27 protein-coding genes, 1 tRNA gene and 1 pseudogene are annotated in these 25454 nt (G+C 73.3%); 16 read left to right on the top strand and 13 right to left on the bottom strand.

The features are described 5' to 3' along the window. Window positions 1-13: 13 nt before the first annotated feature. Entirely contained in the window at window positions 14-676 is a 663-nt protein-coding gene (locus OG389_RS08190; RefSeq protein ID WP_328297798.1) for a hypothetical protein, read from the bottom strand. 47 nt (window positions 677-723) lie between these two features. Here OG389_RS08190 and OG389_RS08195 point away from each other — a divergent pair, with 47 nt between their 5' ends. Then, window positions 724-912: a DUF5703 family protein gene (locus tag OG389_RS08195; protein ID WP_328297799.1), complete on the top strand. Its 189-nt coding sequence runs from the start codon at window positions 724-726 to the stop codon at window positions 910-912. Between the two features lie 40 nt (window positions 913-952). On the opposite strand, the gene OG389_RS08200 is transcribed toward OG389_RS08195, so the two are convergent. From OG389_RS08200 to OG389_RS08210, 3 genes are all read right to left on the bottom strand, one after another. Next, complete coding sequence (locus tag OG389_RS08200; RefSeq protein WP_328297800.1) at window positions 953-1804, bottom strand: chaplin family protein; 852 nt, start codon at window positions 1802-1804, stop codon at window positions 953-955. A 167-nt stretch (window positions 1805-1971) separates the two neighbouring features. Continuing rightward, window positions 1972-2205, bottom strand: coding sequence for a chaplin ChpH (gene chpH / locus OG389_RS08205; RefSeq protein WP_328297801.1), 234 nt, complete (start codon window positions 2203-2205; stop codon window positions 1972-1974). Between the two features lie 169 nt (window positions 2206-2374). After that, entirely contained in the window at window positions 2375-3700 is a 1326-nt protein-coding gene (locus OG389_RS08210; protein WP_328297802.1) for a M20/M25/M40 family metallo-hydrolase, read from the bottom strand. Window positions 3701-3868: 168 nt separating this feature from the next. On the opposite strand from OG389_RS08210, the gene OG389_RS08215 reads away from it, so the two are divergent. Together OG389_RS08215 and OG389_RS08220 are read left to right on the top strand one after the other, a co-directional pair. After that, window positions 3869-3956: transfer RNA gene (locus tag OG389_RS08215), tRNA-Leu, on the top strand. A 90-nt stretch (window positions 3957-4046) separates the two neighbouring features. Beyond that, on the top strand, window positions 4047-4406 hold the full coding sequence (locus OG389_RS08220; RefSeq protein WP_328297803.1) for a zinc ribbon domain-containing protein YjdM: 360 nt from the start codon (window positions 4047-4049) through the stop codon (window positions 4404-4406). Window positions 4407-4471: 65 nt separating this feature from the next. Here the strand turns inward: OG389_RS08220 and OG389_RS08225 are convergent, their stop codons facing one another. The 3 genes from OG389_RS08225 to OG389_RS08235 form a co-directional block, all read right to left on the bottom strand. Further along, entirely contained in the window at window positions 4472-6052 is a 1581-nt protein-coding gene (locus OG389_RS08225) for an APC family permease (protein ID WP_328297804.1), read from the bottom strand. Window positions 6053-6119: 67 nt separating this feature from the next. Continuing rightward, window positions 6120-7064, bottom strand: coding sequence for a hypothetical protein (locus OG389_RS08230; protein WP_328297805.1), 945 nt, complete (start codon window positions 7062-7064; stop codon window positions 6120-6122). A gap of 649 nt (window positions 7065-7713) precedes the next feature. Next, window positions 7714-9369, bottom strand: coding sequence for an FAD-binding dehydrogenase (locus OG389_RS08235; protein WP_328297806.1), 1656 nt, complete (start codon window positions 9367-9369; stop codon window positions 7714-7716). Window positions 9370-9451: 82 nt separating this feature from the next. On the opposite strand from OG389_RS08235, the gene OG389_RS08240 reads away from it, so the two are divergent. The 8 genes from OG389_RS08240 to OG389_RS08275 all read left to right on the top strand — a co-directional run bounded on the left by OG389_RS08240 (window position 9452) and on the right by OG389_RS08275 (window position 15539). Beyond that, on the top strand, window positions 9452-9973 hold the full coding sequence (locus tag OG389_RS08240) for an NUDIX hydrolase (RefSeq protein WP_328297807.1): 522 nt from the start codon (window positions 9452-9454) through the stop codon (window positions 9971-9973). A gap of 9 nt (window positions 9974-9982) precedes the next feature. Beyond that, the gene (locus OG389_RS08245) at window positions 9983-10381 is read left to right on the top strand and encodes a YidH family protein (protein WP_328297808.1); all 399 of its coding nucleotides are present in this window, start codon (window positions 9983-9985) and stop codon (window positions 10379-10381) included. A gap of 161 nt (window positions 10382-10542) precedes the next feature. Then, window positions 10543-10827, top strand: coding sequence for a DUF202 domain-containing protein (locus OG389_RS08250; RefSeq protein WP_328303596.1), 285 nt, complete (start codon window positions 10543-10545; stop codon window positions 10825-10827). Window positions 10828-10919: 92 nt separating this feature from the next. Beyond that, window positions 10920-11216: a hypothetical protein gene (locus OG389_RS08255; RefSeq protein ID WP_328297809.1), complete on the top strand. Its 297-nt coding sequence runs from the start codon at window positions 10920-10922 to the stop codon at window positions 11214-11216. 133 nt (window positions 11217-11349) lie between these two features. Next, the gene (locus OG389_RS08260; RefSeq protein ID WP_328297810.1) at window positions 11350-12261 is read left to right on the top strand and encodes an MBL fold metallo-hydrolase; all 912 of its coding nucleotides are present in this window, start codon (window positions 11350-11352) and stop codon (window positions 12259-12261) included. A gap of 168 nt (window positions 12262-12429) precedes the next feature. After that, window positions 12430-13482: a phosphotransferase family protein gene (locus OG389_RS08265; protein WP_328297811.1), complete on the top strand. Its 1053-nt coding sequence runs from the start codon at window positions 12430-12432 to the stop codon at window positions 13480-13482. Between the two features lie 9 nt (window positions 13483-13491). Next, window positions 13492-14730 (top strand): acyl-CoA dehydrogenase family protein, encoded by a 1239-nt coding sequence (locus OG389_RS08270; protein ID WP_328297812.1) that lies wholly within the window; start codon window positions 13492-13494, stop codon window positions 14728-14730. 185 nt (window positions 14731-14915) lie between these two features. Next, window positions 14916-15539 (top strand): acetate uptake transporter, encoded by a 624-nt coding sequence (locus tag OG389_RS08275; RefSeq protein WP_328297813.1) that lies wholly within the window; start codon window positions 14916-14918, stop codon window positions 15537-15539. 33 nt (window positions 15540-15572) lie between these two features. Here OG389_RS08275 and OG389_RS08280 read toward each other — a convergent pair whose 3' ends face one another. From OG389_RS08280 to OG389_RS08290, 3 genes are all read right to left on the bottom strand, one after another. Further along, window positions 15573-16181, bottom strand: coding sequence for a TetR/AcrR family transcriptional regulator (locus OG389_RS08280; RefSeq protein WP_328297814.1), 609 nt, complete (start codon window positions 16179-16181; stop codon window positions 15573-15575). A gap of 64 nt (window positions 16182-16245) precedes the next feature. Next, the gene (locus tag OG389_RS08285; protein ID WP_328297815.1) at window positions 16246-17940 is read right to left on the bottom strand and encodes a class I adenylate-forming enzyme family protein; all 1695 of its coding nucleotides are present in this window, start codon (window positions 17938-17940) and stop codon (window positions 16246-16248) included. Then, window positions 17937-18701 carry an SDR family oxidoreductase gene (locus OG389_RS08290; protein WP_328297816.1) on the bottom strand — a complete coding sequence of 255 codons (765 nt, stop codon included), beginning with the start codon at window positions 18699-18701 and terminating at the stop codon, window positions 17937-17939. Before OG389_RS08290 ends, OG389_RS08285 begins: the two co-directional genes overlap by 4 nt. Before the next feature lie 107 nt (window positions 18702-18808). Here OG389_RS08290 and OG389_RS08295 point away from each other — a divergent pair, with 107 nt between their 5' ends. From OG389_RS08295 to OG389_RS08310, 4 genes and pseudogenes are all read left to right on the top strand, one after another. Then, window positions 18809-20125: an exo-beta-N-acetylmuramidase NamZ family protein gene (locus OG389_RS08295; protein WP_328297817.1), complete on the top strand. Its 1317-nt coding sequence runs from the start codon at window positions 18809-18811 to the stop codon at window positions 20123-20125. 81 nt (window positions 20126-20206) lie between these two features. Beyond that, window positions 20207-21565, top strand: a complete 1359-nt coding sequence (locus OG389_RS08300; protein WP_328297818.1) for a serine-threonine protein kinase — start codon at window positions 20207-20209, stop codon at window positions 21563-21565. Between the two features lie 151 nt (window positions 21566-21716). After that, a pseudogene (locus OG389_RS08305) lies at window positions 21717-22172 on the top strand (hypothetical protein); the annotation flags it as partial. Between the two features lie 425 nt (window positions 22173-22597). Next, on the top strand, window positions 22598-23335 hold the full coding sequence (locus OG389_RS08310; RefSeq protein WP_328297819.1) for a 3-keto-5-aminohexanoate cleavage protein: 738 nt from the start codon (window positions 22598-22600) through the stop codon (window positions 23333-23335). Here OG389_RS08310 and soxR read toward each other — a convergent pair. Next, window positions 23316-23759 (bottom strand): redox-sensitive transcriptional activator SoxR, encoded by a 444-nt coding sequence (gene soxR, locus OG389_RS08315; protein ID WP_328297820.1) that lies wholly within the window; start codon window positions 23757-23759, stop codon window positions 23316-23318. The two genes, OG389_RS08310 and soxR, sit on opposite strands and share 20 nt — an antisense overlap. Before the next feature lie 138 nt (window positions 23760-23897). On the opposite strand from soxR, the gene OG389_RS08320 reads away from it, so the two are divergent. Continuing rightward, window positions 23898-24359: a MaoC family dehydratase gene (locus tag OG389_RS08320; protein ID WP_328297821.1), complete on the top strand. Its 462-nt coding sequence runs from the start codon at window positions 23898-23900 to the stop codon at window positions 24357-24359. Here OG389_RS08320 and OG389_RS08325 read toward each other — a convergent pair. Both OG389_RS08325 and OG389_RS08330 read right to left on the bottom strand, forming a co-directional pair. Next, window positions 24350-25009: a TetR/AcrR family transcriptional regulator gene (locus OG389_RS08325; RefSeq protein ID WP_328297822.1), complete on the bottom strand. Its 660-nt coding sequence runs from the start codon at window positions 25007-25009 to the stop codon at window positions 24350-24352. The genes OG389_RS08320 and OG389_RS08325 overlap by 10 nt on opposite strands. A 60-nt stretch (window positions 25010-25069) precedes the next feature. Next, window positions 25070-25378: a YiaA/YiaB family inner membrane protein gene (locus OG389_RS08330; RefSeq protein WP_328297823.1), complete on the bottom strand. Its 309-nt coding sequence runs from the start codon at window positions 25376-25378 to the stop codon at window positions 25070-25072. Between the last annotated feature and the right edge of the window lie 76 nt (window positions 25379-25454).

The raw sequence follows: 25454 nt of genomic DNA on the forward strand, positions 1-25454 counted from the left end.
CGGGTGGACCGCCCTAGGCCGGGGTCAGGCCCGGTTCGGCCGTCTCTTCCTCGCCGTCCTCGGCGTACTCCTCGTCCAGTTCCTCGTCGAAGACCGAGCTCACGTCGAAGCGGTGCATCACGTCCTGCGGATCGATGTGGGTGAAGGGCGAACCCAGCCACTCCCCCGGCTCGGCGGCCTCCTCCGAGGCCGCGATCCACAGCGTGGAGTCACCCTCCTCCAGTCCGAAGTCCTTCGCGCGGGAGGCGATCTCGTCGGGCTCGTACTCCCCGAAGAGCACGCCCAGCGCCTCGGCGGTGCCACCGTCGTGGTCGAGCGCGGCCTCCCGGTCGTGCGCGACGACGCGTTCGGCCTGGGCGAGCAGGCGGGCCGGTTCGACCACGGCGTAGTCGCGGCGGATGAGCACGCTGAAGGCGGCGGGCTCGGCGGGGCCGGTGTACGGCAGCCCGTCCTCGGGAGTGGGGATCTCGAAGGGGGTGACCTCGTCGTAGCCGTCGTAGAGGAGTTCGTCGTACTCCTCGGCGGCGGCGGCGAGTTCGTTGAACGCGGCGTAGACGTCCGGATCATCGTCCCCGATCCTGCTCTCGACCGCGGCGAGGTGACGGTCGAGCGCGGCCTTGACCGCCTCGGCGGCGGCGCGTACCTCGGCAACAGTGGGCAGAGCGGCATCAGACATAGTGCAGACGCTATCCGTAGCGGGGCTCTCCCGGCACAATAGATGCGATGCCGGAATACGAATTTGTCGACTTGTACGTGCCCCGCGGGGTTCCTCGCCAGGAAACGACCCGCCTGCTGACCGAACACGCCGAGTACGAGCATTGGGAGCTCGACCGGCTGACCCTGCTTCGGGACGGCAGTCGCCGCGTGCGACTGCGCCGCCGGATCATCCGACAGGTCCGCGCGACCTGGTGACGTGGGTCCCGGGGGCCGGGACCCACGTCATGAACGTCCGTCAGGCCGCGTTGCGCGCCCGGCGGTAGAGCACGGCGCCGGCCAGCAGCACGCCTGCGGCCAGCGGCACGCCGGCGGTGAGGACGTCACCGGATCCGGTGGCGGCCAGTTCCCCGGCCGGGGTCGAACCCGTAGCCGTGGCGGTCCCCTGGGCGGGGTACGTCACCGGGGTCACGGATCCGGTTCCGGGGCCGGTGGGCGTTCCGGGCTGTCCGGGGACGGGCGTACCGGGGGTGCCGGTTCCGGGGTTGCCCTGATCGCCGGGCCCGCCCGGGTTTCCGTGGTCACCGGGCCCACCGGGGTTGCCGTGGTCGCCCGGACCACCCGGGTTCCCGTGGTCCCCCGGACCACCCGGGTTCCCGTGGTCCCCCGGACCACCCGGGCTCCCGTGGTCCCCCGGACCACCCGGGTTCCCGTGATCACCGGGCCCACCCGGGTTCCCGTGGTCGCCCGGACCACCCGGGTTCCCGTGGTCCCCCGGACCACCCGGATTGCCGTGACCCCCCGGACCACCGGGGTGGTTCGGGGTGTGGCCCCCGTCGTCCTCGTCGCACTCGTCGTGCGGATGGTCCGGGTGCTGCTGGTGCCCCGGTCGGCCCGCGAGGTTCGCGCAGCGGTTGCCGAAGGCCGGGTTCAGGGCCCCCACGACCGTCACCGTGTCCCCGCAAGCGTTCACCGGTGCGTCCACGGGTGCCTGGAGGGTGTTCCCGGACAGCAGTCCCGGAGAGTGCTCAGCGTGGCCGGAGGCCCCGGAGTCCGCGTGCGCGTACCCGCCGCCGAACGCGAGCAGGCCCCCCGCGGCCGCCATGGTGATCAAGGTCTTCCTGCCGGTGACCTGTACCTGTCGTCGCATCTGTACTTCGTCCCCTGGTGTGTGCGTCGTGCACGTGCACGACGTGGCCGGCGCACTGGCCGCACAGGCTCCCCCGCCTGGTACGCCGGAAGATCGTCATCGGGCCCGTAAAGCCCGGCGGCCCCGGAGCGCTGGAATGCGCTCCGGGGCCCAGAACTTCAGAAACGTCAGGCGTTGACGCAGGTGGTGCCGAAAGCCGGGTTCAGCAGGCCGATCACGGAGATCGAGTTGCCACAGACGTTCACGGGAACGTGGACCGGAACCTGGACGACGTTGCCGGACAGGACACCGGGCGAACCGATGGCCGCACCCTGGGCACCAGCGTCGGCGACAGCCAGACCCGCACCCGCGAGAACCAGACCACCGGTGACAGCCGCAGCGGCGGCAACCTTCTTGAACATTGTTCCTCCTAGTAGGCAAGCGCGGTCCCAGCCGCGGACCGCACCACCTGTAACGAGGAGGGATCACCGGGGCTACGAGCGTATGAGCGCATTCACTCTTCTCAGTAGAATCCGCACACCTTTCCGAATTCACGGCGTTGGCTACGTCCCGCCCGGTGGACCACTCGCCTCAGGACTCGTCGATGAACCGGTCGAGCACCCGCACGCCGAACTTCAGCCCCTCCACCGGCACCCGCTCGTCCACCCCGTGGAACATCCCGGCGAAGTCCAGCTCCGGCGGCAGCTGCAGCGGCGCGAAGCCGAAGCAGCGGATGCCGAGGTCGTCGAAGGACTTCGCGTCCGTGCCGCCGGAGAGCATGTACGGGACCGCGTGCGCGATCGGGTCGTGGGCCTTCAGGGCGGTCTGCATCGCGTCCACGAGCTTGCCGTCGAAGTCCGTCTCCAGCGCCTTGTCCGCGTGGACGTCCTCCCGCTTCACGCGCGGGCCGAGGATCCGGTCGAGGTCGGCGAAGAACTCCTCCTCGTAGCCCGGCAGGAACCGGCCGTCCACGTGGGCGGTGGCCTGGCCGGGGATGACGTTGACCTTGTAGCCGGCGCCGAGCATGGTCGGGGCGGCCGAGTTGCGCAGTGTCGCGCCGACCATCTTGGCGATGCCGCCGAGCTTGGCGAGCGTCGCGTCCATGTCGTCCGGGTCGAGCGGGGTGCCCAGTGCGTCGGAGAGCTCGTCCAGGAAGCTCCGTACGGTCTTGGTCACCCGCACCGGCCACTTGTGGCGGCCCAGCCGCCCCACGGCCTCGCACAGCTCCGTGATGGCGTTGTCGTTGTTGGTCATGGACCCGTGGCCGGCGGTGCCCTCGACCGTGAGCCGCATCCAGTGCATGCCCTTCTGGGCGGTCTCCACCAGGTACAGCCGCAGGTTCTCGTTGACGGTGAAGGAGAAGCCGCCGACCTCGCCGATCGCCTCGGTGACCCCTTCGAAGAGCCCGGGGTGCTTGTCGACGAGGTGGCGGGCACCGTAGATGCCGCCGGCCTCCTCGTCGGCGAGGAAGGCCAGCACGATGTCGCGCGGGGGCTTGCGGCCGCTGCGCATGCGGTCGCGTACGACGGCCAGCGTCATCGCGTCCATGTCCTTCATGTCGACCGCGCCCCGGCCCCAGACGCAGCCGTCGGCGATCTCGCCCGCGAAGGGGTCGTAGGTCCAGTCGGCGGCGTTGGCCGGGACCACGTCGGTGTGCCCGTGGATCAGCAGCGCCGGCCGCGAGGGGTCCTCCCCCTCGATCCGCGCCACGGTCGAGGCGCGCCCCTTGTGCGATTCGAAGATCTGCGGCTCCAGCCCGACCTCCGCGAGCTGCTCCGCGACCCACTCCGCGGCCTTGCGCTCACCGGGCCCCGAGTGGTCCCCGTAGTTGCTGGTGTCGATCCGGATGAGGTCCCTGCAGAGGTCGACGACCTCGTCCTCGCCCGAGACGGTCCTGCCCGCGCTCGATTCGCTCACGCTGCTTCCTCCCACTGATCGGTACCGGACTGCCCCCATCCTCCCGCTCCGGGGGCCTTCGCCCAAGGGCGATCCCCGGCCGCCGGGGGGTGTGATCGAGGACCCCGGAATGTTTGGTAATGTTTTCCACGTCGGAACGGCCCGCGAGGGACGCGAGACAGACACCTTGTCCGGGTGGCGGAATGGCAGACGCGCTAGCTTGAGGTGCTAGTGCCCTTTATCGGGCGTGGGGGTTCAAGTCCCCCCTCGGACACCAAGCGAGAACCCCACTTCACGTGGGGTTTTCTGCGTTTGGCGACCATGGTGCGACGCCTCGCGCCCGACCGGTCCGGGATATTCTGGACCGGTGAATGAGAATCTCCCCCCTTGTCCCAAATGCTCCTGTGAGTACACCTACGAGATGAACGCGCTCGTGGTGTGCCCCGAGTGCGGCCACGAGTGGGTGCCCGCCGAGGGCGGCGCCGAGAGCGGCGGGGACTCCGCGGAGCGGGTCGTGAAGGACGCCGTCGGGAACGTGCTGAGCGACGGCGACTCCGTGACGGTCGTCAAGGCGCTCAAGGTCAAGGGCAGCCCTTCGGGGATCAAGGCCGGCACGAAGGTGCGCGGCATCCGGCTCATCGACGGGGTCGACGGTCACGACATCGACTGCAGGATCGACGGCTTCGGCGCCATGCAGCTGAAGTCCAGCGTGGTCAAGAAGGCCTGATCCGGTCCCGGACGTGAAGAGGGACCCCGCCGCGGCGGGGTCCCTCTTCACGTCCGGGGTACCGGTCAGCCGCGCGGGGCGGAACCGGTGGCCCCGGGGGGGCCGGCGGACTCCGCCGCCTGGTCGAGGCGGAAGGCCTCGTTGCCCAGGCCGATGCGGGCGTGCACCTCGGGGCGGGTGGAGCGCAGGACGAGCCCGTACGCCAGGCCCGCGACGGCGGCGGCTCCGATGATGCCGGGCAGCGCCCAGCTCAGCGCGGAACCCTCCTCGGCGCCGACCAGGACACCGAAGTCCCGGACCGTGTAGACGGCGATGGCGAGCAGCGCGAGCCCGGCGAGACCGGCCGCGACGAGCCGCCATACCTGGGCGCCGGCGGTGCCGCGGCGGACGAAGAAGGCGATGACCGCGAAGGAGGCGGTGGCCATGAGCAGGGTCACGCCGAGGGCGCCGACGCTGCCCATCCAGGTGAAGAGGTGCAGGACGGGCGCGGTGGGGTCGCCGGCCGGCAGGTCGTCGGTGAGGGCGAAGGCCAGGACGACGACCACGGAGATCACGGTCTGCAGGAGCGAGCCGGTGGCGGGGGCGCCGGTGCCCGCGTTGGTGCGGCCGAAGGCGGCCGGGAGCAGGCCCTCGCGGCCCATGGCGAAGGCGTAGCGGGAGACGACGTTGTGGAAGCTGAGCATCGCCGCGAACATGCCGGTCACGAACAGGACGTGCAGGGCATCGGTGAAGGCGGCGCCCAGGCGACTCTCGGTGAGCTGGAAGAGGAGTCCCGGGCCGGCCTCGGCCGAGGCCTTGACCACCTCTCCGGGGCCGGTGGCGACGGTGAGGGCCCAGGCGCTGAGGGCGAAGAAGAGGGCGACGAAGCCGACGGCGAGGAACATCACCCGGGAGACGACGATGTGCGGCTTGCTGGTCTCCTCGGCGTACACCGGGGACTGCTCGAAGCCGACGAAGGCGGCGATGCAGAAGCACAGGGCCGTGCCGAGGCCGGCGCCGGTGAGGGTCTCGGGGTTGAAGGCGTGCAGCGAGAGGCCGTCGGGGCCCGGCTTGCCGAGGGCGGCCAGGTCGAAGACGACGACGAGGAGGACCTCGATGAGCAGGAGGACCCCGAGGACCTTGGCGTTGAGGTCGATCTTCAGCCAGCCGAGCGCGCCGGTGAGGGCGACGGCGGCCAGGGCCGGTATCCACCAGGCGAGTTCGGTGTCGAGGTAGGTGGTGAAGAGGCCGGAGACCTCGAAGCCGAGGATGCCGTAGACGCCGACCTGCATGGCGCTGTACGCGACGAGGGCGACGAGCGAAGCGCCGGCGCCGGCGGTGGGGCCGAGCCCGCGCGCGATGTAGGCGTAGAAGGCGCCGGCGTTGTGGACGTGCCGGCTCATCTCGGCGTAGCCGATGCTGAAGAGGGCGAGGACGGCTCCGAGGATGACGAACAGCAGGGGCTGCCCGACGATGCCCATGACCCCGAAGGTGGTGGGCATGACGCCCGCGACGACCATCAGGGGCGCGCTCGCGGCGAGTACGGAGAGCAGCAGGCCGGCGGTGCCGAGGCGGTCGGCGCGCAGGGCGCGGTCCTGGCCCTTGTACGTACGGATCTCGGCCGGGTCGGCCGCGTCGGTGAGCGTGGTGGATCTGCCCGTCGGCATGGCGGGGTCCTTTCGGGGGCGGGGACTTGGCGGGGCGGGACTTGGCGGGGCGGGGACTGAGCGGGGGTCAGGAGGTGCCGAGCGCGGCGCTGCGCGCGGCGAGGAAGGCCTTGTGCGGGTCGAGGTCGGGGTAGGACCACGGGGCGCGGGTGGCGTGGCTGCCGATGCGCTGGAAGAGGGCCGCGGCCTCGGCGGGGCGGCCCTCGCAGAGCTTGGCGTGGGCGAGGAAGTTGAGGTCCACGCGGTTGCGGGGGTGGTCCTCGCGCTCCCACTCCAGCCACCAGTCGAAGGCGGAGCGCAGTACCTGGCGTGCGCGGCGGCCGGACCAGTGCTCGGCCCCGGTGTCCTGGGCGTGGCCGCCGGCGGCCAGGACGCGGTAGCGCTCGGCGTGGGCGATGACGGGCAGGACGGCGAGCGGGGAGTCGGCCGGGGACTCCTCGGCGGCCCACGCCGCGAAGTCGTAGACCTCGTGGAGCGGGTCGTGGCCGGCGGCGGGGGACCGCTCGGCCAGCCGGGAGACCATCAGGTGATGGGCGTGGTGGTGCTCGCGGTGGCGGGCCCGGACCTGGTCGAAGTGGCGGCTGAACTCCTCCTCGGTGCCGAAGGCGCGGCTGAGGAGCAGGAGCCCGAGCCAGGGGGTGGGGTCGGCCGGGTACAGGGCCGCGGCGCGCCGGCAGGCCTCCTCGGCGGCCTCCGGAGTGCCCTTGCGGCGCAGGGCGGTGAAGACGGCCGCGCAGGCGAGGAGGGTGACGGCGTCGGCGCTCCCCGGTTCGGCGAGGAGCCATTCGCGGGCCCAGGCGCTTGCGGCCGGGGTCTCCGCGAGCACGACGAGGCGGTGCCCGCGGCGGTCCCAGTCGTCGCCGGTGGTGACGAGCAGGGAGCGGGCCCTGGACCACCGGCCCTGGGTGAACTGCGTTCGGACGTCGACGAGTTCGGTGTCGCAGAGGGCGGAGTCGAAGAGCTGGGCGTCCCGCTTGCGGGCGCGGCCGAGGGGCGGCGGAGGCGGCGACATCCGCGGTTTTCCCTCCAGGGCGCGGGCAGTTGGACGATGTGGCTGGAAGATCACTCACAGCAAAGCGGTACGCACAGCTCCGCGTCAAGGTCCAGCCTGCCGCGTGGCTCGTTTCAACTGGTCTGCCGAATAGCCGAGTTGGTGGGTTTCCTCCGGTTCACGGACGGTTCGGGGAGGACCGGGGCGGGGCGGAGGCAGTGCGGGGCGACGGCCGGGGACAGCTCGCCGCCTGTTCGCGTCCGGGGTGCCCGCCGGATCGCGGGCCGGGATCCGCGACGGCGCAGGGGGATCGCCCGCGCGCCCTCGTCCGCCCTCCCCGACACCTTCCGCGACGAGCTGGTTACGGCCGCGGCGAGCGGCGCCGGGGCCACGACGACAGGGGCCTACGCCGACCGGTGGTCGCCGGCGACCCACTGCCGGGGGTGGGCGCCCGCAATCGCCCCGCGGACCGCGCCGGGTGTCCGGTGGGCGTCCTGGAGGTGACGGACGTACGGGCGCCGCGGCCGGCGGACGCGGACCCGCGCCACATGCTGGACCCGGGCGGCGAGTACGCGTCACTGGCCGAATGCCGCTCCACCCACGAGGGCTTTCGGCACGGCCCGCGGATGCGGGAGGCCGCAGGCGACCCGCACTCCGCGGCCGGCGGGGGTCAGGACACGGCCGCGGCCGCCGCGCGGCCCGCCGCCCGGCCAGAGAAGATGCAGCCGCCGAGGAAGGTGCCCTCCAGGGCCCGGTAGCCGTGGACGCCGCCGCCGCCGAAGCCGGCCGCCTCGCCCGCCGCGTACAGGCCGGGCAGGGGTTCTCCGGTGCCGGTCAGGACGCGGGAGGAGAGGTCGGTCTCCAGGCCGCCCAGGGATTTGCGGGTCAGGATCGAGAGCCGGACGGCGATCAGCGGGCCGGCCGCGGGGTCCAGGATCCGGTGCGGGGCGGCGGTGCGGATCAGTTTGTCGCCGAGGTACTTGCGGGCGCCGTGGATGGCCGTGACCTGGAGGTCCTTGGTGAACGGGTTGGCGATCTCCCGGTCGCGGGCGACGATCTCCCGGCGGACCGTCTCCTCGTCGAGCAGCCCCTCCTTCGTGACCGCGTTCATGCCGCGCACCAGGGAGGAGAGGTCCTTCTCGACGACGAAGTCGGCGCCGTTGTCCATGAAGGCCTTCACCGGTCCGGGGACCGCCTGGCGGGCCCGGTCGATGACCCCGCGTACCGATTTGCCCGTCAGGTCCGGATTCTGCTCGGATCCCGAGAGGCCGAACTCCTTGCCGATGATCCGCTGGTTGAGGACGAACCACGTGTGGTCGTGGCCGGTCTTCATGATGTGGTCGAGGGTGCCGAGGGTGTCGAAGCCCGGGAAGAGCGGTACGGGCAGCCGCTTGCCGGTCGCGTCCAGCCAGAGCGAGGAGGGGCCGGGCAGGATGCGGATGCCGTGCTTGGCCCAGATCGGGTTCCAGTTCTCGATGCCCTCGGTGTAGTGCCACATCCGGTCCTTGTTGATGTGGCTGGCGCCCGCCCCCTCCGCGATGCCCAGCATCAGACCGTCGACGTGCGCCGGGACCCCGGAGAGCAGCCGCTCCGGCGGGGTGCCGAGCCGGGCCGGCCACTGCTCGCGCACGAGGTCGTGGTTGCCGCCGATGCCGCCGCTGGTCACGATCACGGCCTGGGCCCGCAGGGAGAACTCCCCGGTGGTCCCGCGGCCGCTCGCGGTGCCCCGTACGGCGTCGGAGGGGGCCAGGAGCTCGCCGGTCACCGTGTCGAGGCTGCCCGCCGTGCGGGAGAGCCCGGTGACCCGGTGACGGAACTTCAGCTGGACCAGGCCGCGGGCCACCCCGGCCCGTACGCGGCGCTCGAAGGGCGCCACCAGCCCGGGGCCGGTGCCCCAGGTGATGTGGAAGCGGGGGACGGAGTTGCCGTGGCCGTTGGCGTCGTAGCCGCCGCGCTCCGCCCAGCCGACGACGGGGAAGAAGCGGACGCCCTGGGCGTGCAGCCAGGGGCGCTTCTCGCCGGCCGCGAAGTCCACGTAGGCCTCGGCCCAGCGGCGCGGCCAGGCGTCCTCCTCGCGGTCGAAGCCGGCGGTGCCGGACCAGTCCTGGAGCGCCAGCTCGCGGGTGTCCTTGATCCGCATGCGTCGCTGTTCGGGCGAGTCGACGAAGAACAGGCCTCCGAAGGACCAGTGGGCCTGGCCTCCGACGGACTGCTCGGGCTCCTGGTCGAGCAGGATGACCTTGCGGCCGGCGTCGACGAGCTCCGCGGTGGCCACGAGCCCCGCGAGCCCCGCCCCGATCACGATCACGTCTGCGTCGTACGTCATGCGAAACCCGTCCTCCGTCGATGGTGGGGCGATCCTTTGCTACGGAGCGGTAACCAGTCAACAGGAGCGGAGGGACCAGGTCATGGGCGCGGCCGACGAGGTACTGGACGTGGTGGACCGGGACGACCGGGTGACGGGGCGGGCCCCGCGCGGCGAGGTGTACGCGGGCGGGCTGATCCATCGCTGCGTGTTCGTGCTGGCCCGCGACGGGCGGGGGCGGATCTTCACGCACCGGCGGACGGAGTCGAAACTGGTGTTCCCCGCGCACTACGACATGTTCGTGGGCGGGGTGGTCGGCGCCGGCGAGAGCTACGCGCAGGCCGCCCTGCGGGAGGCGGAGGAGGAGCTGGGGGTGACCGGGCTGGGACAGCCCGCGCCGCTGTTCAAGTTCCTGTACGAGGGACCGGGCGGGGCCTGGTGGAGCTACGTGCACGAGGTCCGCTGCGAGCTGCCGGTCCGGCCGCAGGCCTCGGAGGTGGCCTGGCACGCGTGGCTGCCCGAGGGCGAGGTGGAGGGGCGGGTCGCGGACGCCTCCTGGCCGTGGGTGCCGGACGGGCTGGAGGCGTACCGCAGGCTGCGGGAGTTCCGGTCGGGGCGCCAGTAGATTGGGCAGGTGATCGACTTCGTCAAGGACGTGCGGCTGTGGTTCGCGCCGGCTCGGGTGAGGGACGAGGGCGAGACCCCCGACTACCGCTTCTCGCTGGCCAACGAACGGACCTTCCTGGCCTGGATCAGGACCGCCCTGGCCCTGGTGGGCGGCGGTTTCGCCGTGGACCAGTTCCTGCCCGACCTGCGGTGGGGCGTGCGCGTGGGGATGGCCTTCGTGCTGCTCGTGGTGGGCGCGGCCTGCGCTCTGCGGGCGGTGAACCACTGGGTGCGGTGCGAGCGGGCCATGCGGCGCGGCGAGGACCTGCCGCTGTCGCGATTCCCGGTGGTGCTGAGCCTGGGCGTGGGGCTGGTGGCGGTGGCGATGCTGGTGGTCGTGCTGCTGGGCTGGACGACAGGGCGGTGAGCCCCTCGGGCGACGACCCCGACCGGGGAGCACCCGGCGGGCGGGACGAGCGGGTGCCGCTCGGCGGGCGGGACGGGCAGGTGCCGCTCGGCGGGCGGGACGGGCAGGAGGCACCGGGCCGGCGGGACGGGGGCGACGGGCCCCGGGGGCGGGACGCGGGGCTGCAGCCCGAGCGGACCCGGCTCGCGTGGCGGCGTACGACGCTCTCGTGCGCGGTGACGGCCGTACTGGCCCTGCGGCAGGCCCTGCACGGCCGCGGATCCCCGGTGGAGCTGACCGGGGTGGCGGTCATCGCGCTGGTCTGGCTGGCTTTCCTGTGGGTGGCGCACCGGCGGATGCGGGAGCTGGCCGCGGTCCGGCCGGCCGGGCTCCTCCCGCGCGCGGCGCTGGCCGCGACCGCCTGCACGGTGGCCCTGGCCGTCTTCGCGATGGCGGTCATCGTCTGAGCAGACGAACCGATGGTCCGCCTTGTGCCGCCACCCCGGCACGGAGCGGACAGAAGGGGTGATCCGGGTCTTTCCGCACTAGCCTCGGCGCCATGACGACCCTGCACCAGGAACACCCCACGCACGAGCACTCCCACGGCGCCGACTGCGGGCACACCCCGGTCCGGCACGGCGACCACCTCGACTACGCGCACGACGGCCACCTGCACCGCGAGCACTCCGGGCACTGGGACGAGTGCGAGCCCGCCGGGCACAGCGAGCACGCCGCCCACGCGCACGCGCACGGCTCGGACTGCGGACACGACTCCGTCCGGCACGGCGACCACGTCGACTACCTGCACGACGGCCACCGGCACGCCGTGCACGGCGCCCACTACGACGAGCACTAGCACTAGCACCGGCACCGGCACCGGCGGGCGCTGGACGAGCGCCGCCGAACACCCGCAACCCCCGCTCTCCCCCCGGGCCACCGCGACTGGCAGGATGCCGAAAGCCCGTCACAGCGACCCGGGGAGAGCGCGGATGCCCGTGGAAGAGCCGTACCTCGTCCAGCCCGCGGACGGGGTGTACGCCTACGTGCAGCCCGACGGCGGCTGGTGCCTGAACAACGCCGGCTTCGTGACCGGCGGCGGCCGGACCCTGCTCGTCGACACGGCCGCCACCGAGCGCCGGGCGCTGGCCCTGCGCGACGCGGTGCTGGCGGCGGGGGCACCGCTCCCCCGCACGGTGGTCAACACCCACCACCACGGCGACCACACCTACGGCAACGGCGTGTTCGCCCCGGAAGCGCTGATCCTGGGACACGACAACGCGCGCTCCGAGCAGCTCGCCGCCGGGCACCAGCTGGAGATGATCTGGCCGGCGACCGACTTCGGCGCGATAGACATCACCGCGCCCGACCTGACCTACAGCGACCGGGCGACCCTGTACGTCGGTGAGAGCGAGGTGCAGGTCATCCATCCCGGCGTCGCGCACACCACGGGCGACTCGGTCGTGTGGCTGCCCGCGCAGCGGATCGTCTTCACCGGGGACCTGGTCTTCGCCGAGGGCACCCCGTTCCTGGCGATGGGCTCGCTGGCCGGGTCGCTGCGGGCGCTGGAGCTGCTGCGCTCGCTGGGCGCGGAGACCGTCGTACCGGGTCACGGGCCGCTGACGGACGCCTCCGCCTACGAGGCGACCGAGCGCTATCTGCGGTACGTGGCGGAGCTCGCCGGGGAGGGCCGCGCGAACGGGCTGACCCCGCTGGAGACGGCCCGGCGGGCGGACCTCGGCGAGTTCGCGGCCTGGCGGGACAGCGAGCGGCTGGTGGCGAACCTGCACCGGGCGTACGCGGAGCTGGCCGGGGAGCCCGAGGGAGCCGCCCTGGACATCCTTTCGGTGCTGCGCGACATGACCGTGATGAATGGCGGGAGCCCCATCCTCTGCCACGCCTGAGCCGGGCGGGCCGGGGGTGTTTCCGCGCGCTGCCGCCGCCGCGTCCGCGCGGTCTCGCGGGCCGCGCCCCCTTCCTCCTGCTCCCGACTACTGGACGGCATACCGACTGGTCGGCATGATGGGTCGCGTCCGTTCCGTCGTCGCCAACCCCGTACGGAGGCGCGCACCATGACCTCAGCCCCAGGACCGGCACCCGCAGGCCCGCGAGGCCTCGATCTGGAGCGGCTGCGCGGTCATCTCGACCGGGTGCTGCCGGGACTCGTGGCCGGGCCGCTCACCGGCCGGCTGATCGAGGGCGGCCGTTCGAACCTCACGTACGAGGTCGGCGACGGGAGCTCCCGCTGGGTGGTGCGCCGGCCGCCGCTGGGGCACGTACTGGCCACCGCGCACGACATGCGGCGCGAGCACCGGGTCATCGAGGCGCTGCACGGCACCGCGGTGCCGGTGCCCGGGCCGCTGCTGCTGTGCGAGGACGAGGCCGTGCTGGGCGCCCCGTTCTACGTGATGGAGTTCGTCGACGGGGTGCCGTTCCGGACGGCCGGCCAGCTGGCCGCGCTCGGCCCCGAGCGGACCCGGCAGGCGGTACTGGGCCTCGTGGACACCCTGGTGGACCTGCACGCGGTGGACCCGGAAGCGGTGGGCCTGGGCGACTTCGGCCGGCCCGAGGGCTTCCTGGACCGGCAGCTGCGCCGCTGGGGCAAGCAGCTCGCGGCATCCCGGGGACGGGAGCTCGCCGGGATCGACGAACTGCACGGCGCCCTGGGCCGGGCCCTGCCCGGCTCCCCCGCACCCACGGTGGTGCACGGGGACTTCCGGCTCGACAACGTGCTCATCGGCAGGTCCCCGGCCGGCACCGACACGATCCGGGCGGTGCTGGACTGGGAGATGTCCACGCTCGGCGATCCGCTGACCGACCTCGGGCTGCTGGTGATGTACAGCTCCGACCTGGGCCTGACCGACTCCCCGGTGAGCACGACCAGCGGCGCTCCGGGACATCCGGCGCCCGCCGAGCTGATCGAGCGGTACGCGGCGCGCTCGGGCCGGGACACCTCCGCGATCGCCTGGTACACGGCCTTCGCCTGGTTCAAGCTCGCGGTGATCCTCGAAGGCATTCACTACCGCTTCACGCTCGGGCAGACCGTCGGCGCGGGCTTCGACCGGATCGGCGAGCTGGTCCCGGTCTTCATCGAGCACGGTCTGACCACCCTCCAGGAAGGCTGAGGAACCCTGATGGATTTCGCATTCGATGCCCGGACCGAGGAACTCCGCGGACGGCTGCTCACGTTCATGGAGGAGCACGTCCACCCGGCGGAACCGGTCGCCGCCGAACAGCGCGCCCGGCTGGCCTCGCCCTGGGACACCCCGGCCGTGGTGGGTGAGCTGAAGGCCGAGGCGCGCCGCCAGGGACTGTGGAACCTTTTCTTTGTGGACCAGCACGGCCGGCCCGGTGCGGAGTACGGGGCCGGGCTGACCAACCTCCAGTACGCCCCGCTCGCCGAGATCACCGGCCGCAGCCCGCACCTGGCGCCGACCGCGACGAACTGCGCGGCCCCGGACACCGGGAACATGGAGCTGCTCGCGCAGTTCGGGAGCGAGGAGCAGAAGAAGCAGTGGCTGGAGCCGCTGCTGGCCGGGGAGATCCGGTCCGCCTTCGCGATGACCGAGCCCGAGGTGGCCTCCTCGGACGCCACGAACATCGAGACCCGCATCGAGCGCACCGCGAGCGGCGACGAGTACGTGATCACGGGCCGCAAGTGGTTCATCTCCGGCGCCATGAACCCGGACTGCAAGATCTTCATCGTCATGGGCAAGACCGACCCCGAGGGGGCCGACCCGCGCCGCCAGCAGTCGATGGTCCTGGTCCCCCGCGACACCCCGGGCGTCGAGATCCGGCGCGCGATGACGGTCTACGGGTACGAGGACCACGACCACGGCGGCCACGCCGAGGTGGTCTTCGACGGGGTCCGGGTCCCGGCGGCGAACCTGATCGGCGAGGAGGGCGGCGGCTTCGCCATCGCCCAGGCCCGCCTCGGGCCGGGCCGGATCCACCACTGCATGCGGCTCATCGGCATGGCGGAGCGGGCCATCGAGCTGATGTGCCGGCGGGCGGTGGGTCGCACCGCGTTCGGCAAGGAGCTGGCCGCGCAGGGCGTCGTACAGAACTGGATCGCGGACGCCCGGGTCACCGTGGAGCAGCTGCGGCTGCTGGTGCTGAAGACGGCCTGGCTGATGGACACGGTCGGGAACCGGGGGGCGCACACCGAGATCCAGGCCATCAAGATCGCGACCCCGCGGGCGGTCGTGCGGATCCTGGACGACGCGGTGCAGTTGCACGGCGCGGGCGGGGTGAGCCAGGACTTCCCGCTGGCCGAGCTGTGGGCGGCGGCGCGGACCCTGCGGCTGGCGGACGGGCCGGACGAGGTGCACCAGCGCTCGCTGGCGCACCGGGAGCTGAAGCGGTACCGGTAACCTCCGCCGGGCGTGGCGGGGGTGCCGTTCCGCAGCCGGACGGGGTACCCCCGGCCCTGCGGGGCCCGGAGGGCCGGAGCGCCGGACGCGGGACTTCGGCCCTGCGGGGGTGGACCTTTGATGGTCCAGACCACTGGGGACGTCCGATATATTCGGGATGTCCCCCACCGAAAGTGCCCTTCGCCATGCCCAGCTCCACCCTGGCCCCCGTCGCCGCGCCGCACGCCACGGCCTCCTCCGTCACCGCACCGCAGGCCACGGCCAACCCCGGCCCGCTGGGTCTGGCGGCGTTCGCCCTCACCACCTTCGTGCTCAGCCTCTTCAACTCGGGCCTGATCTCGAACGCCGCGCTCAGCGCCGTCGTGCTGCCGCTGGCGCTGTTCTACGGCGGCCTCGCGCAGTTCGTCGCGGGCGTGCTGGAGTTCCGCCGCGGCAACACCTTCGGGACCACGGCGTTCGTCTCGTACGGCGCGTTCTGGATGTCCTTCGCCGCCTACGTGAAGTTCGTCGTCCCGACACTCCCCGCCGACCAGGCGCACGTGGCGACCGGCTGGTTCCTCGTGGCCTGGTTCGTCTTCACCGCGTACATGTCGATCGCCGCCATGAAGCTGGACGTCGCGCACCGGGTGCTGTTCGTCTCGCTGGCGCTGACGTTCCTGTTCCTGGCCCTCGGTGACCTGGCCGAGAGCACGGCGCTCGGCCACACCGGCGGCTTCCTCGGCCTCTTCACGGCGGGCGTCGCCTGGTACATCTCCTTCGCCGTGGTGGCCAGGGAGACCTGGGGCCGCGAGGTCGCTCCGCTCGGCTAGCCCCAGGGCTCCGGGGGGCGACGGCTCCGTCCGCTACGGCCGCAGTGCGCGCAGCAGCAGGTCCGCCAGGTGGTCCGCGACCTGCTGCGGGGTGAGCGGACCGTCCTCGCGGTACCAGGTCGACAGGTGGTGGACGGACCCGAAGTGGTAGTCCACCACCAGGTCGGCGGGGGTGGCGGCCGAGAAGACCCCGGTGCGCTGCCCCTCCTCGACCAGTGCCCGGAAGCGCTCGTGGTAGCGCCGGCGCTCCGCCCGCACCTGCTTGAACTTCTCCGGGCTCAGCTGGTGCATGGACCGGAAGAAGATCGCCGCGTCGTCGAGGTTCTCGATGGTGGTGACCACCACGTCGGCGGCCGCGGCGCGCAGCCGCTCCTCCACGGGTGCGCCGGAATCGGCCACCGCGTCGAGCCGCTGCTGCTGGAGCCGCAGCATCCGCGCGTACACCTCGTGCAGCAGGTCGTCCTTGGACCCGAAGTAGTGGTACAGCGCGCCCTTGGTGACCCCGGCCGCCTCGACGATCTCCTGGACCGAGGTCCGGTCGTAGCCGCGTTCGGCGAACAGCCTGGTCGCGACGGCCAGCAGCCGCTGCGGTACCGGGGCCTCGTGCGCCCCGGCGGTCTCCGTCGTGGTCCTGGCGGCCATGGCGCTCGCCTCCCTTTCGTGATCCTCGCGTGTGCGGCGCCGGGCGGACGCGGTCCGGCTGTTTTCAGCCGTGGTCGCGTTCGCGCAGTTCCCGTCGCAGGATCTTGCCACTGGTCGTCTTCGGAAGGACAGGCAGGATCTCCACCTGGCGCGGGTATTTGTACGCGGCGATGCGCGCGGCGCAGTACGCGGACAGTTCCGCCGGGTCGGCCGTGGCCCCGGGGCGCAGGCTGACGTAGGCCTTCACGCTCTCCCCGCGGTAGGGGTCCGGGACGCCGACGACGGCCGCCTCGCGCACGCCGGGGTGGGTGTAGAGCACGTCCTCCACCTCGCGCGGCCAGACCTTGAACCCGGAGGCGTTGATCATGTCCTTCTTGCGGTCGACCACGTAGAGCCAGCCCTCGGCATCCATGAACCCGATGTCCCCGGTGCGCAGTTCCCCGTCCGGGAAGGCCTCGGCCGTGTCGGCCGGCAGACCCCAGTAGCCGGGGACGACCTGGGGTCCGCGCACGGCGATCTCGCCGCTCTCACCGAGGGGCACCTCGGCGCCGCTCCCGTCGAGGATCCGCACGAGGGTGTCCGCGCCCGGCACGCCCACGGAGAGGGTGCCGGAGGCCGGGTCGACGGGGGCCTCGCGGTGCGCGGGCACGGAGGCGCAGGGGGCGGTGCACTCGGTGAGGCCGTAGCCGTTGCGCAGGTAGAAGCCGAAGGCGGTGCGCAGGCGTTCGACGAGGGCGGGCGGGAGCGGCGCACCGCCGGAGGAGATCACCTGGAACGAGGAGAAGTGGTCCGGGGTGACGCCGGGCCGGGCGGCGAGCGCCATGAAGGCGGTGGCCGGACCGACGGTGTAGCCGGGGCGGTGTTCGAGGAAGGCGTCGAGGACGACTCCGGCGTCGAAGCGGTGGGCGAGGACGAGGGTGCCGGCGTTGGTGAAGCAGGCGGCGAGCTCGCACACCATCCCGGTGATGTGGAAGAGCGGGGCGAGGGCGAAGTAGCCGGCGCCCTCGGGAAGCGGGTGCCCGGTCACCTGGCGCTCGGCGTTGTGGGTGAGCGCGCCGTGCAGGTTCACGGCGCCCTTGGGGGTGCCGCTGGTGCCCGAGGTGTAGCTGATCAGGGCGGTGTCGGCGGCCGTCAGCAGCGGATCCGCCGGGGCGGGGTGGCCCCGGCGGGCCACTGTGGCGAGGTCGGCGGCGTCGGCCGCCTGCTCGGGGCGGCCCGGCGCGAGGACCCGTACGTCGTCGCGGGTCTGGAAGTCCAGGTCGCAGGCGGTCAGCACGGTCCGTACGGCCGTGCCACGCGCGGCCTCGCGCAGGTACGCCGGCCAGGCCCGGGCGTCGCAGACCAGTGCGGCGGCCCCCGAGTCGCGCAGGATGTGGCCGACCTCCCCGGACTTGTACATCGGGTTCAGCGGGACCACCACCGCCCCGGCCTTCCAGGCGGCCAGGACGGCGAGCACGAAGTGCGGGGTGTTCTGGAGCATGACCGCGACCCGGTCCCCGCGGGCGATGCCCCGGGCGACTAGGTGGCCGGCGAGGGAGTCGGAGAGCGCGTCGGCCTCGGCGTAGCCGACGCGGCCGTCGAAGTAGGCGAGCGCGGTGCGTCCGGGGGCGCGGGCCACGGCGGCCCGGAAGGCGTGCAGCACGCTGGGCGGGGGCGCGATCGGCGCACGCTGGACCGGGCTGAGGAGGGCGAGCCAGGGCTTGGCGGCGTAGGGGGAGGGCGGGGCCGGGGTGCCCGGGGTTGTCCCGTCGGCGGTCACCGGGTCTCCCACTTGCGCTGGAGGTGGTTCATGCCGCTGAGCCAGCGGTCCGGATCGGTGGCGCGGGACGCGTAGAAGTCCGCGACCTCGGGGTGCGGGAGGATCAAGAAGCGGCCCTTCTCCATGCCGTCGAACAGTGCGTCCGCGACCGCTTCCGGCTCGATCGCGGTCGGCGCGAGGACCAGCTCACCGGCCGATCCGGCGGCGGTGAGCATGTCGGTCCGGACCCCCTGCGGGCAGATGGCGTGGACCTGGAGGCCGCGGTGGCGGTAGGTCAGCGAGAGCCATTCCGCGAAGGCGAGCGCGCCGTGCTTGGTGACACTGTACGGGGCCGCCCCGATCATGGTCAGCAGCCCGGCGGCCGAGACGGTGGACACGAAACGGCCGCCGCCGCGCTCCAGCCAGTCGGGCAGCAGCAGCCGGGCGGCCCGGACGTGGGCCATGACGTTGGTGTCCCAGGCCGCTTCCCAGACGGCCTCCTCCGCGAAGGCGTCGCCTCCGGAGGCGAGTCCGGCGTTGGCGCAGTAGACGTCCACCTGGCCCCCGAGCGCCTCACGGGCCCGGTCGACGACGGCCGAAGCGTCGCCCGGGACGGCGACGGCGCGGTCGCCGATCGCCTCCGCGACGGCGGCGGCCCTGGCCGGGTCGAGGTCGTTGACCACGACGGTGGCCCCCTCTGCGGCGAAGCGGTGGGCGAGGGCGGCGCCGATGCCGCCGCCCGCGCCGGTGACGACGACTCGCTGGTCCTGGAACGCGTTCACGGGTTCACCCTTCGTGCCCTCGCGGCCTGCTGCCGCGTGCCGGATCTCCGGCAGACTAACCAGTCGGTATGTCAGGACGGAAGGGTGCTGCGCCCTACTTTGGCGCGATGACGCTGTCGCGACGCGGGATGCTGGGGCTGGCCGGGGCGGCGGGGGCCGCCGGTACCTGGGGGGCGGGACTGCCGGGGACGGCGCAGGCGCTGGCACGGGCGGCTCCGGGTGGTGCCCGGGGGGCTGCCGCGGGCTCCGCCGGGGGCGGCCGGGTGCGGACCGGGTTCGATCGGCTCGCCGCGGACGGGTACGCCGTACTGGCCGGGCAGCGGGTCGGGGTGGTCACCAACCCCACCGGGATCACCGCGGACGCCCGCCACCTGGTCGACGTACTGCATGCCGACGAACGCGTCGACCTGGTCGCGGTGTTCGGGCCCGAGCACGGCTTCCGGGGCACCGCGCAGGCGGGCGGTTCGGAGGGGGCCGGCCGGGATCCGGCGACCGGTCTGCCCGTCCACGACACGTACGACAAGAGCGGGCAGGCGCTCGCGGACGTGTTCACGGGGGCCGGGGTCGACACCGTCGTCTTCGACATCCAGGACGTCGGCGCCCGCTTCTACACCTACATCTGGACCCTCTACGACTGCATGCGCGCGGCCGCGCTCGCCGGCAAGGCGGTGGTGGTGCTGGACCGGCCCAACCCGGTCGGCGGCCGGCGGGCGGCCGGCCCCGTCCTGCAGCGCCCGTACGCGAGCTTCGTGGGCCGGGAGCCGATCGCGCTGGCCCACGGGATGACGGCGGGCGAGCTGGCCGGGCTCTTCGCGGGCGAGTTCCTCCGGGGAAGCGGTCCGGCCGGGGACGGGGTCCGGCTGCGGGTGGTGCGGATGGCCGGGTGGCGGCGGGAGTCGTTCTTCGACGCGACCGGGCTGCCGTGGGTACCGCCGAGCCCGAACATGCCGACCCCGGGCACGGCCCTCGCGTACGCCGGGACCTGTCTGTTCGAGGGGACGAACCTGTCGGAGGGGCGCGGTACGACCACCCCCTTCGAACTGGTCGGCGCGGAGGGCGTGGACCGGCGGTGGGCGGAGGCCGCGAACGCGCTGGAGCTGCCCGGGGTGTGGTTCCGGGAGGCCTATTTCACGCCTTCCTTCTCCAAGCACGCCGGGAAGACCTGCGGCGGGGTCCGGCTGCTCGTGCACGACCGGGAGGCCTTCGATCCGGTACGGGCGGGGATCGGTCTGCTGGTCACCGCGCGGCGGACGTGGAGCGGCTTCGCCTGGCGGGCGGACCATTGGATCGACCGGCTGACGGGCTCGGACCGGGTCCGGCGGATGGTCGACGCGGGGGCCGGCGTGGAGGAGATCGCGGGCGACTGGGCGGCGGGGCTGGCGGGGTTCGCGGCGGTGCGGGAGAAGTACCTGCTGTATCCGTGAGGCGGTGACGTCCCGGGGCTGGCCGGGTGGGCGTGTCCGCAGGATGCTGTCCAGCAGGGACACGGCGTGGAGGGGGACGTCATGGTGCACATCGGGGCGACGGCGACCGCGGCGGGGATCGCGGCCGGACCGTACGTGGAACTGACCTACGACGCCCAGGGCGACGCGGCCCCGGGAGCGCGGGAGGCGCTGTTCGGGATCGAGGCCACCGACCTGCTGGTCTTCGCCCACGGGTGGAACTCCGACCGGTCCACGGCGGTCCGGCTCTTCGACCGGTTCTACGCCCCCTTCGCGGACCTGGTGGGGACCGGGGTGCGGTTGGGGTACGTGGGGGTCGTCTGGCCCTCGATCCGCTTCTCGGACGAGCCGATACCCGACTTCGACCCCCACGGCGCCCTTGGCGGGGGCGGAGTGCGCGGAGTGGGCGGCGCCGGGGAACCGGGCCACGGTCCGGCCCTGGACCCCACCACCCGGCGGGCGCTCGGCGCGTTCTGGCCGGGCCGGACGGCGGAGCTGGACCGGCTGGGCGAACTCCTCGAGGAGCGGCCGGCGCACGAGGGGGCCTTCGCCGAGTTCGGTGCGCTGGTACGGGAGCTGGCCGGGGTGGACGGGGTGGGATCCGGCGACGATCTGGCGGCTCCCTTCGCGCCCCGCGAGGTCCCCGCCTTCCTGACAGAGGACGTCCTGCGGGTGTGCCGGGCATTCACCGACGCCCTGGCCGAGGCGGGAGTCACCTTCCCCGCGGACCCCTCCGGCGGGGGGCCGGCCGAGGCGGCGCCGCCGACGTTGTGGAACGGGGCCAAGGAGGTGCTGCGCCAGGCCACGTACTACCAGATGAAGGCCCGGGCCGGAGTGGTCGGCGAGCACGGCCTGGGGCCGGTGCTGGCGGAGCTGGCCGTCCGCCGCCCGGCCCTGCGGATCCACCTCATCGGCCACAGCTTCGGTGGCCGGGTGGTCTCCTTCGCCCTGCGCGCGACTCCGTCCGGGGCCCGGAACCTGAAGTCCCTGACCCTGCTCCAAGGGGCCTTCTCCCACTACGCGTTCGCCGACAGCCTGCCGCACGACCGGGGGCGCGGAGGCGCCCTGCGCGGGCTGCAGAGCAGGGTCGACGGCCCGGTCACGGCCTGCCACTCCCCCTACGACTCCTCCCTCAAGGTGTTCTATCCACTGGCCTCCCGGATCGCGGGCGATTCGGCCGGTCTCCTGGGTTTCGACGAGCGGTGGGGCGCCATCGGGCACGACGGGGTGCGGGGGGTGCCGGGAGCTCCCCGGCTGACCCTCGACGCGGCCCTGCGCGGCGGGCTGCCCGCGGCGGGCTGTGTCAGCGTGGACGCGGGTTCCGTGGTCCGGCGCGGCGGTGCCCCCTCGGGGGCGCACAGCGACATCTGCCACGAGGAACTCGCCCGGCTGGTGGTCGTGGCGGGGCGCATGGGGCGCTGAGTTCCGGCCATGTGCCACCCGCACGCCCCGACCGCCCCCGCATGCGCCCGGACCGGGCGGGGCATGTTGGGCACACAGCGCCGCTCCCGTGGGGACACGGCGCGGCGGGCACGGCGCTCGGCGCTGGGCGCTCGGCGGAGGTGAAGGTGTGATGGCGGGATTCCGGAGTCTGGCCTACCAGGTGCGCGACGCGCGCAACGACCGGGCCCTGCGGCGCCACTCGCTGCGCCGATGCCTGGAGCGGTTCGCCCCGTACGGGCACCGCGCGACCTGGTGGCACCTGTGCGACCGGCACGGGATCGGCCCCGAGGACCGGGCGGCGGACCCCTCGCGGCTGGTGGCCGCCCTGGAGGAGCTGGAGGACGCGCGAGCGGTCTGGCTGGAGTACGAACGGCAGTTCGCGGAGCGGCGGCGGCGCGAGAAGCACCACGGGCTGCGCCGGCCCGAGTGGGCCTGGAGCGGGAGCGGGGACGCGGTGGTCCGCTGCGCGGATCCGGGGGTCCGCCCCTCGGGGACGCTGGGCGAGGTGCTGAGACGCCTGGTGGCGGCGCTGGAGTCGGAACCGGGGAGAGCCTGCCCGGTCTGCGGGGCGCGCGAGCTGCACTGGCCGGTGGCGGGTCCTGCGGGTGTGGCCGGGGCGGCGGGGAGACCGGGGGGAGCGGCGGGGTCGCCGGCGACGGCTGGGGCGGGACTGGTGACGGGGACGGTCCCTGCGACTGGACCGGTGACCGAGGCGGTGACCGGGCCGGTGGCCGGGGCGGTGACCGGGCCGGTGGCCGGGGCGGCGACCGGGCCGGTGACCGGGCCGGCCGCGGTGGCGGTCGGTGTGCCGTCCGCCCGCCGGGCGGGCATGACGCCGGCCGTCTCCTCCCGGCCGTCCGTCGGTGCGCCGGCCGGCGCACCGTGGGCGTGGGACGGGCCGGTGTGCGCGGGCTGCGGAATCGTGGTGCCCAGACCGGCGCTCGCGGACCCGGCGCTGTCCGGGGTCGATCTGGCGGGTGCGGCGTGAGACCCACACCCGGGCCACCGCTCATGGTGTCGCTGAACGGCTCACGGAGCGCCGCCGACGGGACGGCCGTACCGATGACCCCCGGGGACCTGGTGGAGTCGGCGCTGGCCGCGGTGGCGGCCGGGGCCGGGGAGGTGCTGGTCCACCCCCGCACCCCGTGCGGTCGCGAGAGCCTCTCCCCCCGCGTGATGGGTCCCCTGCTGGAGGCGCTGCGGGGCGCGGGAACCGGAGTCGGGGCCCGAGCGGGCACCGGTGTGCCGGTCGGCGTGCTCGCGAGCGTTGCCGCCGAGCCCGGGCCCGCGGAGCGGCTGGCGCGGGTGCGGAGCTGGGCGGTGCTGCCGGACCGTGCGGTGGTGCGGTTCGCGGAGCCGGGGGCGCCTGAGCTCGCCGAGCTGCTGCTGGAGCGCGGGGTGGGGGTGGACGCGGAGGTCCCGGTCGGCGCGGAGCCCGGGCCGCTGGGGCGGTTCCTCGCCTGGCCGGTACGGGACCACGCGCGGGTCCGCCTGTTGCTCGAACTCCCCTCCGCCGACCCCGGGTGGGTCGTCGGGACGCACCGGCTGCCACCCGTGCCCCTGCTGCTGTTCGGGCGCGAGGGGGCCGCCTGGCCCGTGCTGCGGCTGGCCGCGCGGAGGGGTACCGGCGCGCGGATCGGCGTAGGAGACGTACTGAGCCTGCCGGACGGGCGGGCGGCCCGGACGAACGCCGAACTGGTCGCGGCGGCGACCCGCGCCCGTGAGGACGCTACAGCCGGGATCCGGTGAGGCGTTCGCCGAAGACGTCGTCCGGGTTGGAGAGCGCGCAGTTCTCCAGTGAAAGGCAGCCGCAGCCGATGCAGTCGGCCAAGTGGTCCCGCAGGCGGCCCAGTCGCGCTATGCGGTGATCGAGCTCGGCGCGCCAGCTGGCGGACAGCCGCGCCCAGTCCTCCCGGTTGGGCGTGCGGCCCTCGGGGAGCTGCGCGAGCGCGTCGCGGATGCTGGCGAGCGGGATACCGACCCGCTGGGCGGCGCGCACGAACGCCACGCGGCGCAGCGCGTCACGGCCGTAGCGGCGCTGGTTGCCGGAGGTGCGGCGGCTGCTGATCAGGCCCTTGGTCTCGTAGAAGTGCAGCGCGGAGACGGCCGCGCCGCTGCGGGCGGACAGCTGGCCGACGGTGAGCTCGTGGACCTTCTCGGGAATCTGCGGCACACCGCCGAGGGTAGTCCGCCGGTCCGACATTCGCTGTCAGGTGCGTCGTTGACAGATACATGCGGCCCCAGCATGCTGCATCCTGAACGCTGAGCAAGCGCTTATTAGCCAGCCGATCAGCCAGGGAGAGGTACGGGTATGTCCGAGCCGAGGATCTTCACGTCCGCCGAGGAGCTCACCGCCGGGATCGGCCAGCCGCTCGGCCCGAGCGGCTGGCTGGAGGTGGACCAGAAGCGGATCGACCTCTTCGCGGACGCCACCGGGGACCACCAGTGGATCCACGTGGACCCGGAGCGGGCGGCGGACGGGCCCTTCGGCTCCACCATCGCGCACGGATACCTCACGCTGTCGCTACTGCCGAGCCTGGTACCGCAGATCATGCGGGTCGAGGGCATGAGGATGGGCATCAACTACGGGGTCAACAAGGTGCGTTTCCCCGCACCGGTGCCGGTCGGCTCGCGGCTGCGCGCGACCGCACTGATCACGGAGGTCGTGGAGGCGGGCGGCGGCGTCCAGGTGGCGGCGACCGTCACGGTCGAGCTCGAGGGCGGCGCGAAGCCCGTGTGCGTGGCGGAGTCGGTGTCCCGCTACTACTTCTGAGCCGCGCCCGGAGCGGCCGGGGCCCCGCCGCCGGGGCGGGCGCCCACCATGCGGAGCACGAGGTCGGCGTAGAGCGCGCCGACCTCGTCGGGCGTGCGGCGGCCGTCCGTGCTGAACCACCGGGCCACGTCGATGCACAGGGACAGCACGGCGAGGGTGGTGCCGGGGACGTCGGGGACCGAGAACTCCCCCGCCGCGACGCCTTCGGCGAGGATGCGGCGGACGGCCGCCTCGCTCTGCCGGCGCAGCGCCACGATCTCGGAGCGGTGCTCCGGAGCGAGGGCGTCGAGCTCGTACTGGACCACGCGCGCGGTGGTGTGATGCGCCGCGTGCCATCGCACGAAGGACCGTACGGCCGCGTCGAGCCGCTCGGCGGCGCTGCCGGTGCCGGAGGCGGAGATGTCCAGGATCTCCAGGGCCTTGTCGTGGCCGATCCGGCTGATCCGGTGGAGCAGCTCTTCCTTGGTCTTGTAGTGGATGTAGAGCGCGGCCGGGCTCATGCCCGCCCGCCCTGCGATGTCCCGCGTGGTCGTGGCGTGGTACCCGCGCTCCGCGAAGGCTTCCACGGCGGCGACGAGCAGCCGCCGCGCGGCGTCGGGAGTGACCTCCGACCACGGCCGGTAGCCGCCGATCTCCTCCGCGCTGTCCATCGCTCGCTCACCCTCTTCGGCTTGTAGGAATGAACACCTTACCGGAGGGTGAGCAAGCGCTTAGCGTTCCTGGACGGTGGGCGGCTTCGGAGCGAAGGGGTCGTAGCTCGTCATGATCTTCTCCATCCTGGCCTGGTCGACCCGGCTGACGATCTGCGTGACCTCCTGACGGTCGCGGACCACCTTGGCGAGGGTGAAGGCCGAGGTGGTGAGGTAGAGGACCGCGATGCCGAGGAAGGCGCGGACCCAGCCGTCGGCGTTCATGTTGTAGATCCCCAGCGCCACGGCGCCGATGGCGATCCCGAAGGAGGCGACGGCCTGGCCGTAGTAAGCCCCCGTGTTCTGCTGCTTGACCGGTGTCTCGTTCATGGGTCCAGCTTCGGGCCGGCCGGACCGCGGCACATCCGCGCGCGTACTCACGTACGTACTCAGGGGGTTCAGGCCC

This window comes from Streptomyces sp. NBC_00435 (assembly GCF_036014235.1).
GTDB lineage: Bacteria > Actinomycetota > Actinomycetes > Streptomycetales > Streptomycetaceae > Streptomyces.

What these genes read in the sequence shown, in the direction of transcription:
- chpH (WP_328297801.1), bottom strand. Translation starts at nt 2,205, where the DNA reads ATGTTCAAGAAGGTTGCCGCCGCTGCGGCTGTCACCGGTGGTCTGGTT.
- OG389_RS08275 (WP_328297813.1), top strand. Translation starts at nt 14,916, where the DNA reads ATGCCCAGCTCCACCCTGGCCCCCGTCGCCGCGCCGCACGCCACGGCC.
- OG389_RS08265 (WP_328297811.1), top strand. Translation starts at nt 12,430, where the DNA reads ATGACCTCAGCCCCAGGACCGGCACCCGCAGGCCCGCGAGGCCTCGAT.
- OG389_RS08190 (WP_328297798.1), bottom strand. Translation starts at nt 676, where the DNA reads ATGTCTGATGCCGCTCTGCCCACTGTTGCCGAGGTACGCGCCGCCGCC.
- OG389_RS08320 (WP_328297821.1), top strand. Translation starts at nt 23,898, where the DNA reads ATGTCCGAGCCGAGGATCTTCACGTCCGCCGAGGAGCTCACCGCCGGG.
- OG389_RS08240 (WP_328297807.1), top strand. Translation starts at nt 9,452, where the DNA reads ATGGGCGCGGCCGACGAGGTACTGGACGTGGTGGACCGGGACGACCGG.
- OG389_RS08295 (WP_328297817.1), top strand. Translation starts at nt 18,809, where the DNA reads ATGACGCTGTCGCGACGCGGGATGCTGGGGCTGGCCGGGGCGGCGGGG.
- OG389_RS08260 (WP_328297810.1), top strand. Translation starts at nt 11,350, where the DNA reads ATGCCCGTGGAAGAGCCGTACCTCGTCCAGCCCGCGGACGGGGTGTAC.
- OG389_RS08325 (WP_328297822.1), bottom strand. Translation starts at nt 25,009, where the DNA reads ATGGACAGCGCGGAGGAGATCGGCGGCTACCGGCCGTGGTCGGAGGTC.
- OG389_RS08235 (WP_328297806.1), bottom strand. Translation starts at nt 9,369, where the DNA reads ATGACGTACGACGCAGACGTGATCGTGATCGGGGCGGGGCTCGCGGGG.
- OG389_RS08230 (WP_328297805.1), bottom strand. Translation starts at nt 7,064, where the DNA reads ATGTCGCCGCCTCCGCCGCCCCTCGGCCGCGCCCGCAAGCGGGACGCC.
- OG389_RS08310 (WP_328297819.1), top strand. Translation starts at nt 22,598, where the DNA reads ATGGTGTCGCTGAACGGCTCACGGAGCGCCGCCGACGGGACGGCCGTA.
- OG389_RS08200 (WP_328297800.1), bottom strand. Translation starts at nt 1,804, where the DNA reads ATGCGACGACAGGTACAGGTCACCGGCAGGAAGACCTTGATCACCATG.
- OG389_RS08255 (WP_328297809.1), top strand. Translation starts at nt 10,920, where the DNA reads ATGACGACCCTGCACCAGGAACACCCCACGCACGAGCACTCCCACGGC.
- OG389_RS08280 (WP_328297814.1), bottom strand. Translation starts at nt 16,181, where the DNA reads ATGGCCGCCAGGACCACGACGGAGACCGCCGGGGCGCACGAGGCCCCG.
- OG389_RS08195 (WP_328297799.1), top strand. Translation starts at nt 724, where the DNA reads ATGCCGGAATACGAATTTGTCGACTTGTACGTGCCCCGCGGGGTTCCT.
- OG389_RS08225 (WP_328297804.1), bottom strand. Translation starts at nt 6,052, where the DNA reads ATGCCGACGGGCAGATCCACCACGCTCACCGACGCGGCCGACCCGGCC.
- OG389_RS08270 (WP_328297812.1), top strand. Translation starts at nt 13,492, where the DNA reads ATGGATTTCGCATTCGATGCCCGGACCGAGGAACTCCGCGGACGGCTG.
- OG389_RS08300 (WP_328297818.1), top strand. Translation starts at nt 20,207, where the DNA reads ATGGTGCACATCGGGGCGACGGCGACCGCGGCGGGGATCGCGGCCGGA.
- OG389_RS08330 (WP_328297823.1), bottom strand. Translation starts at nt 25,378, where the DNA reads ATGAACGAGACACCGGTCAAGCAGCAGAACACGGGGGCTTACTACGGC.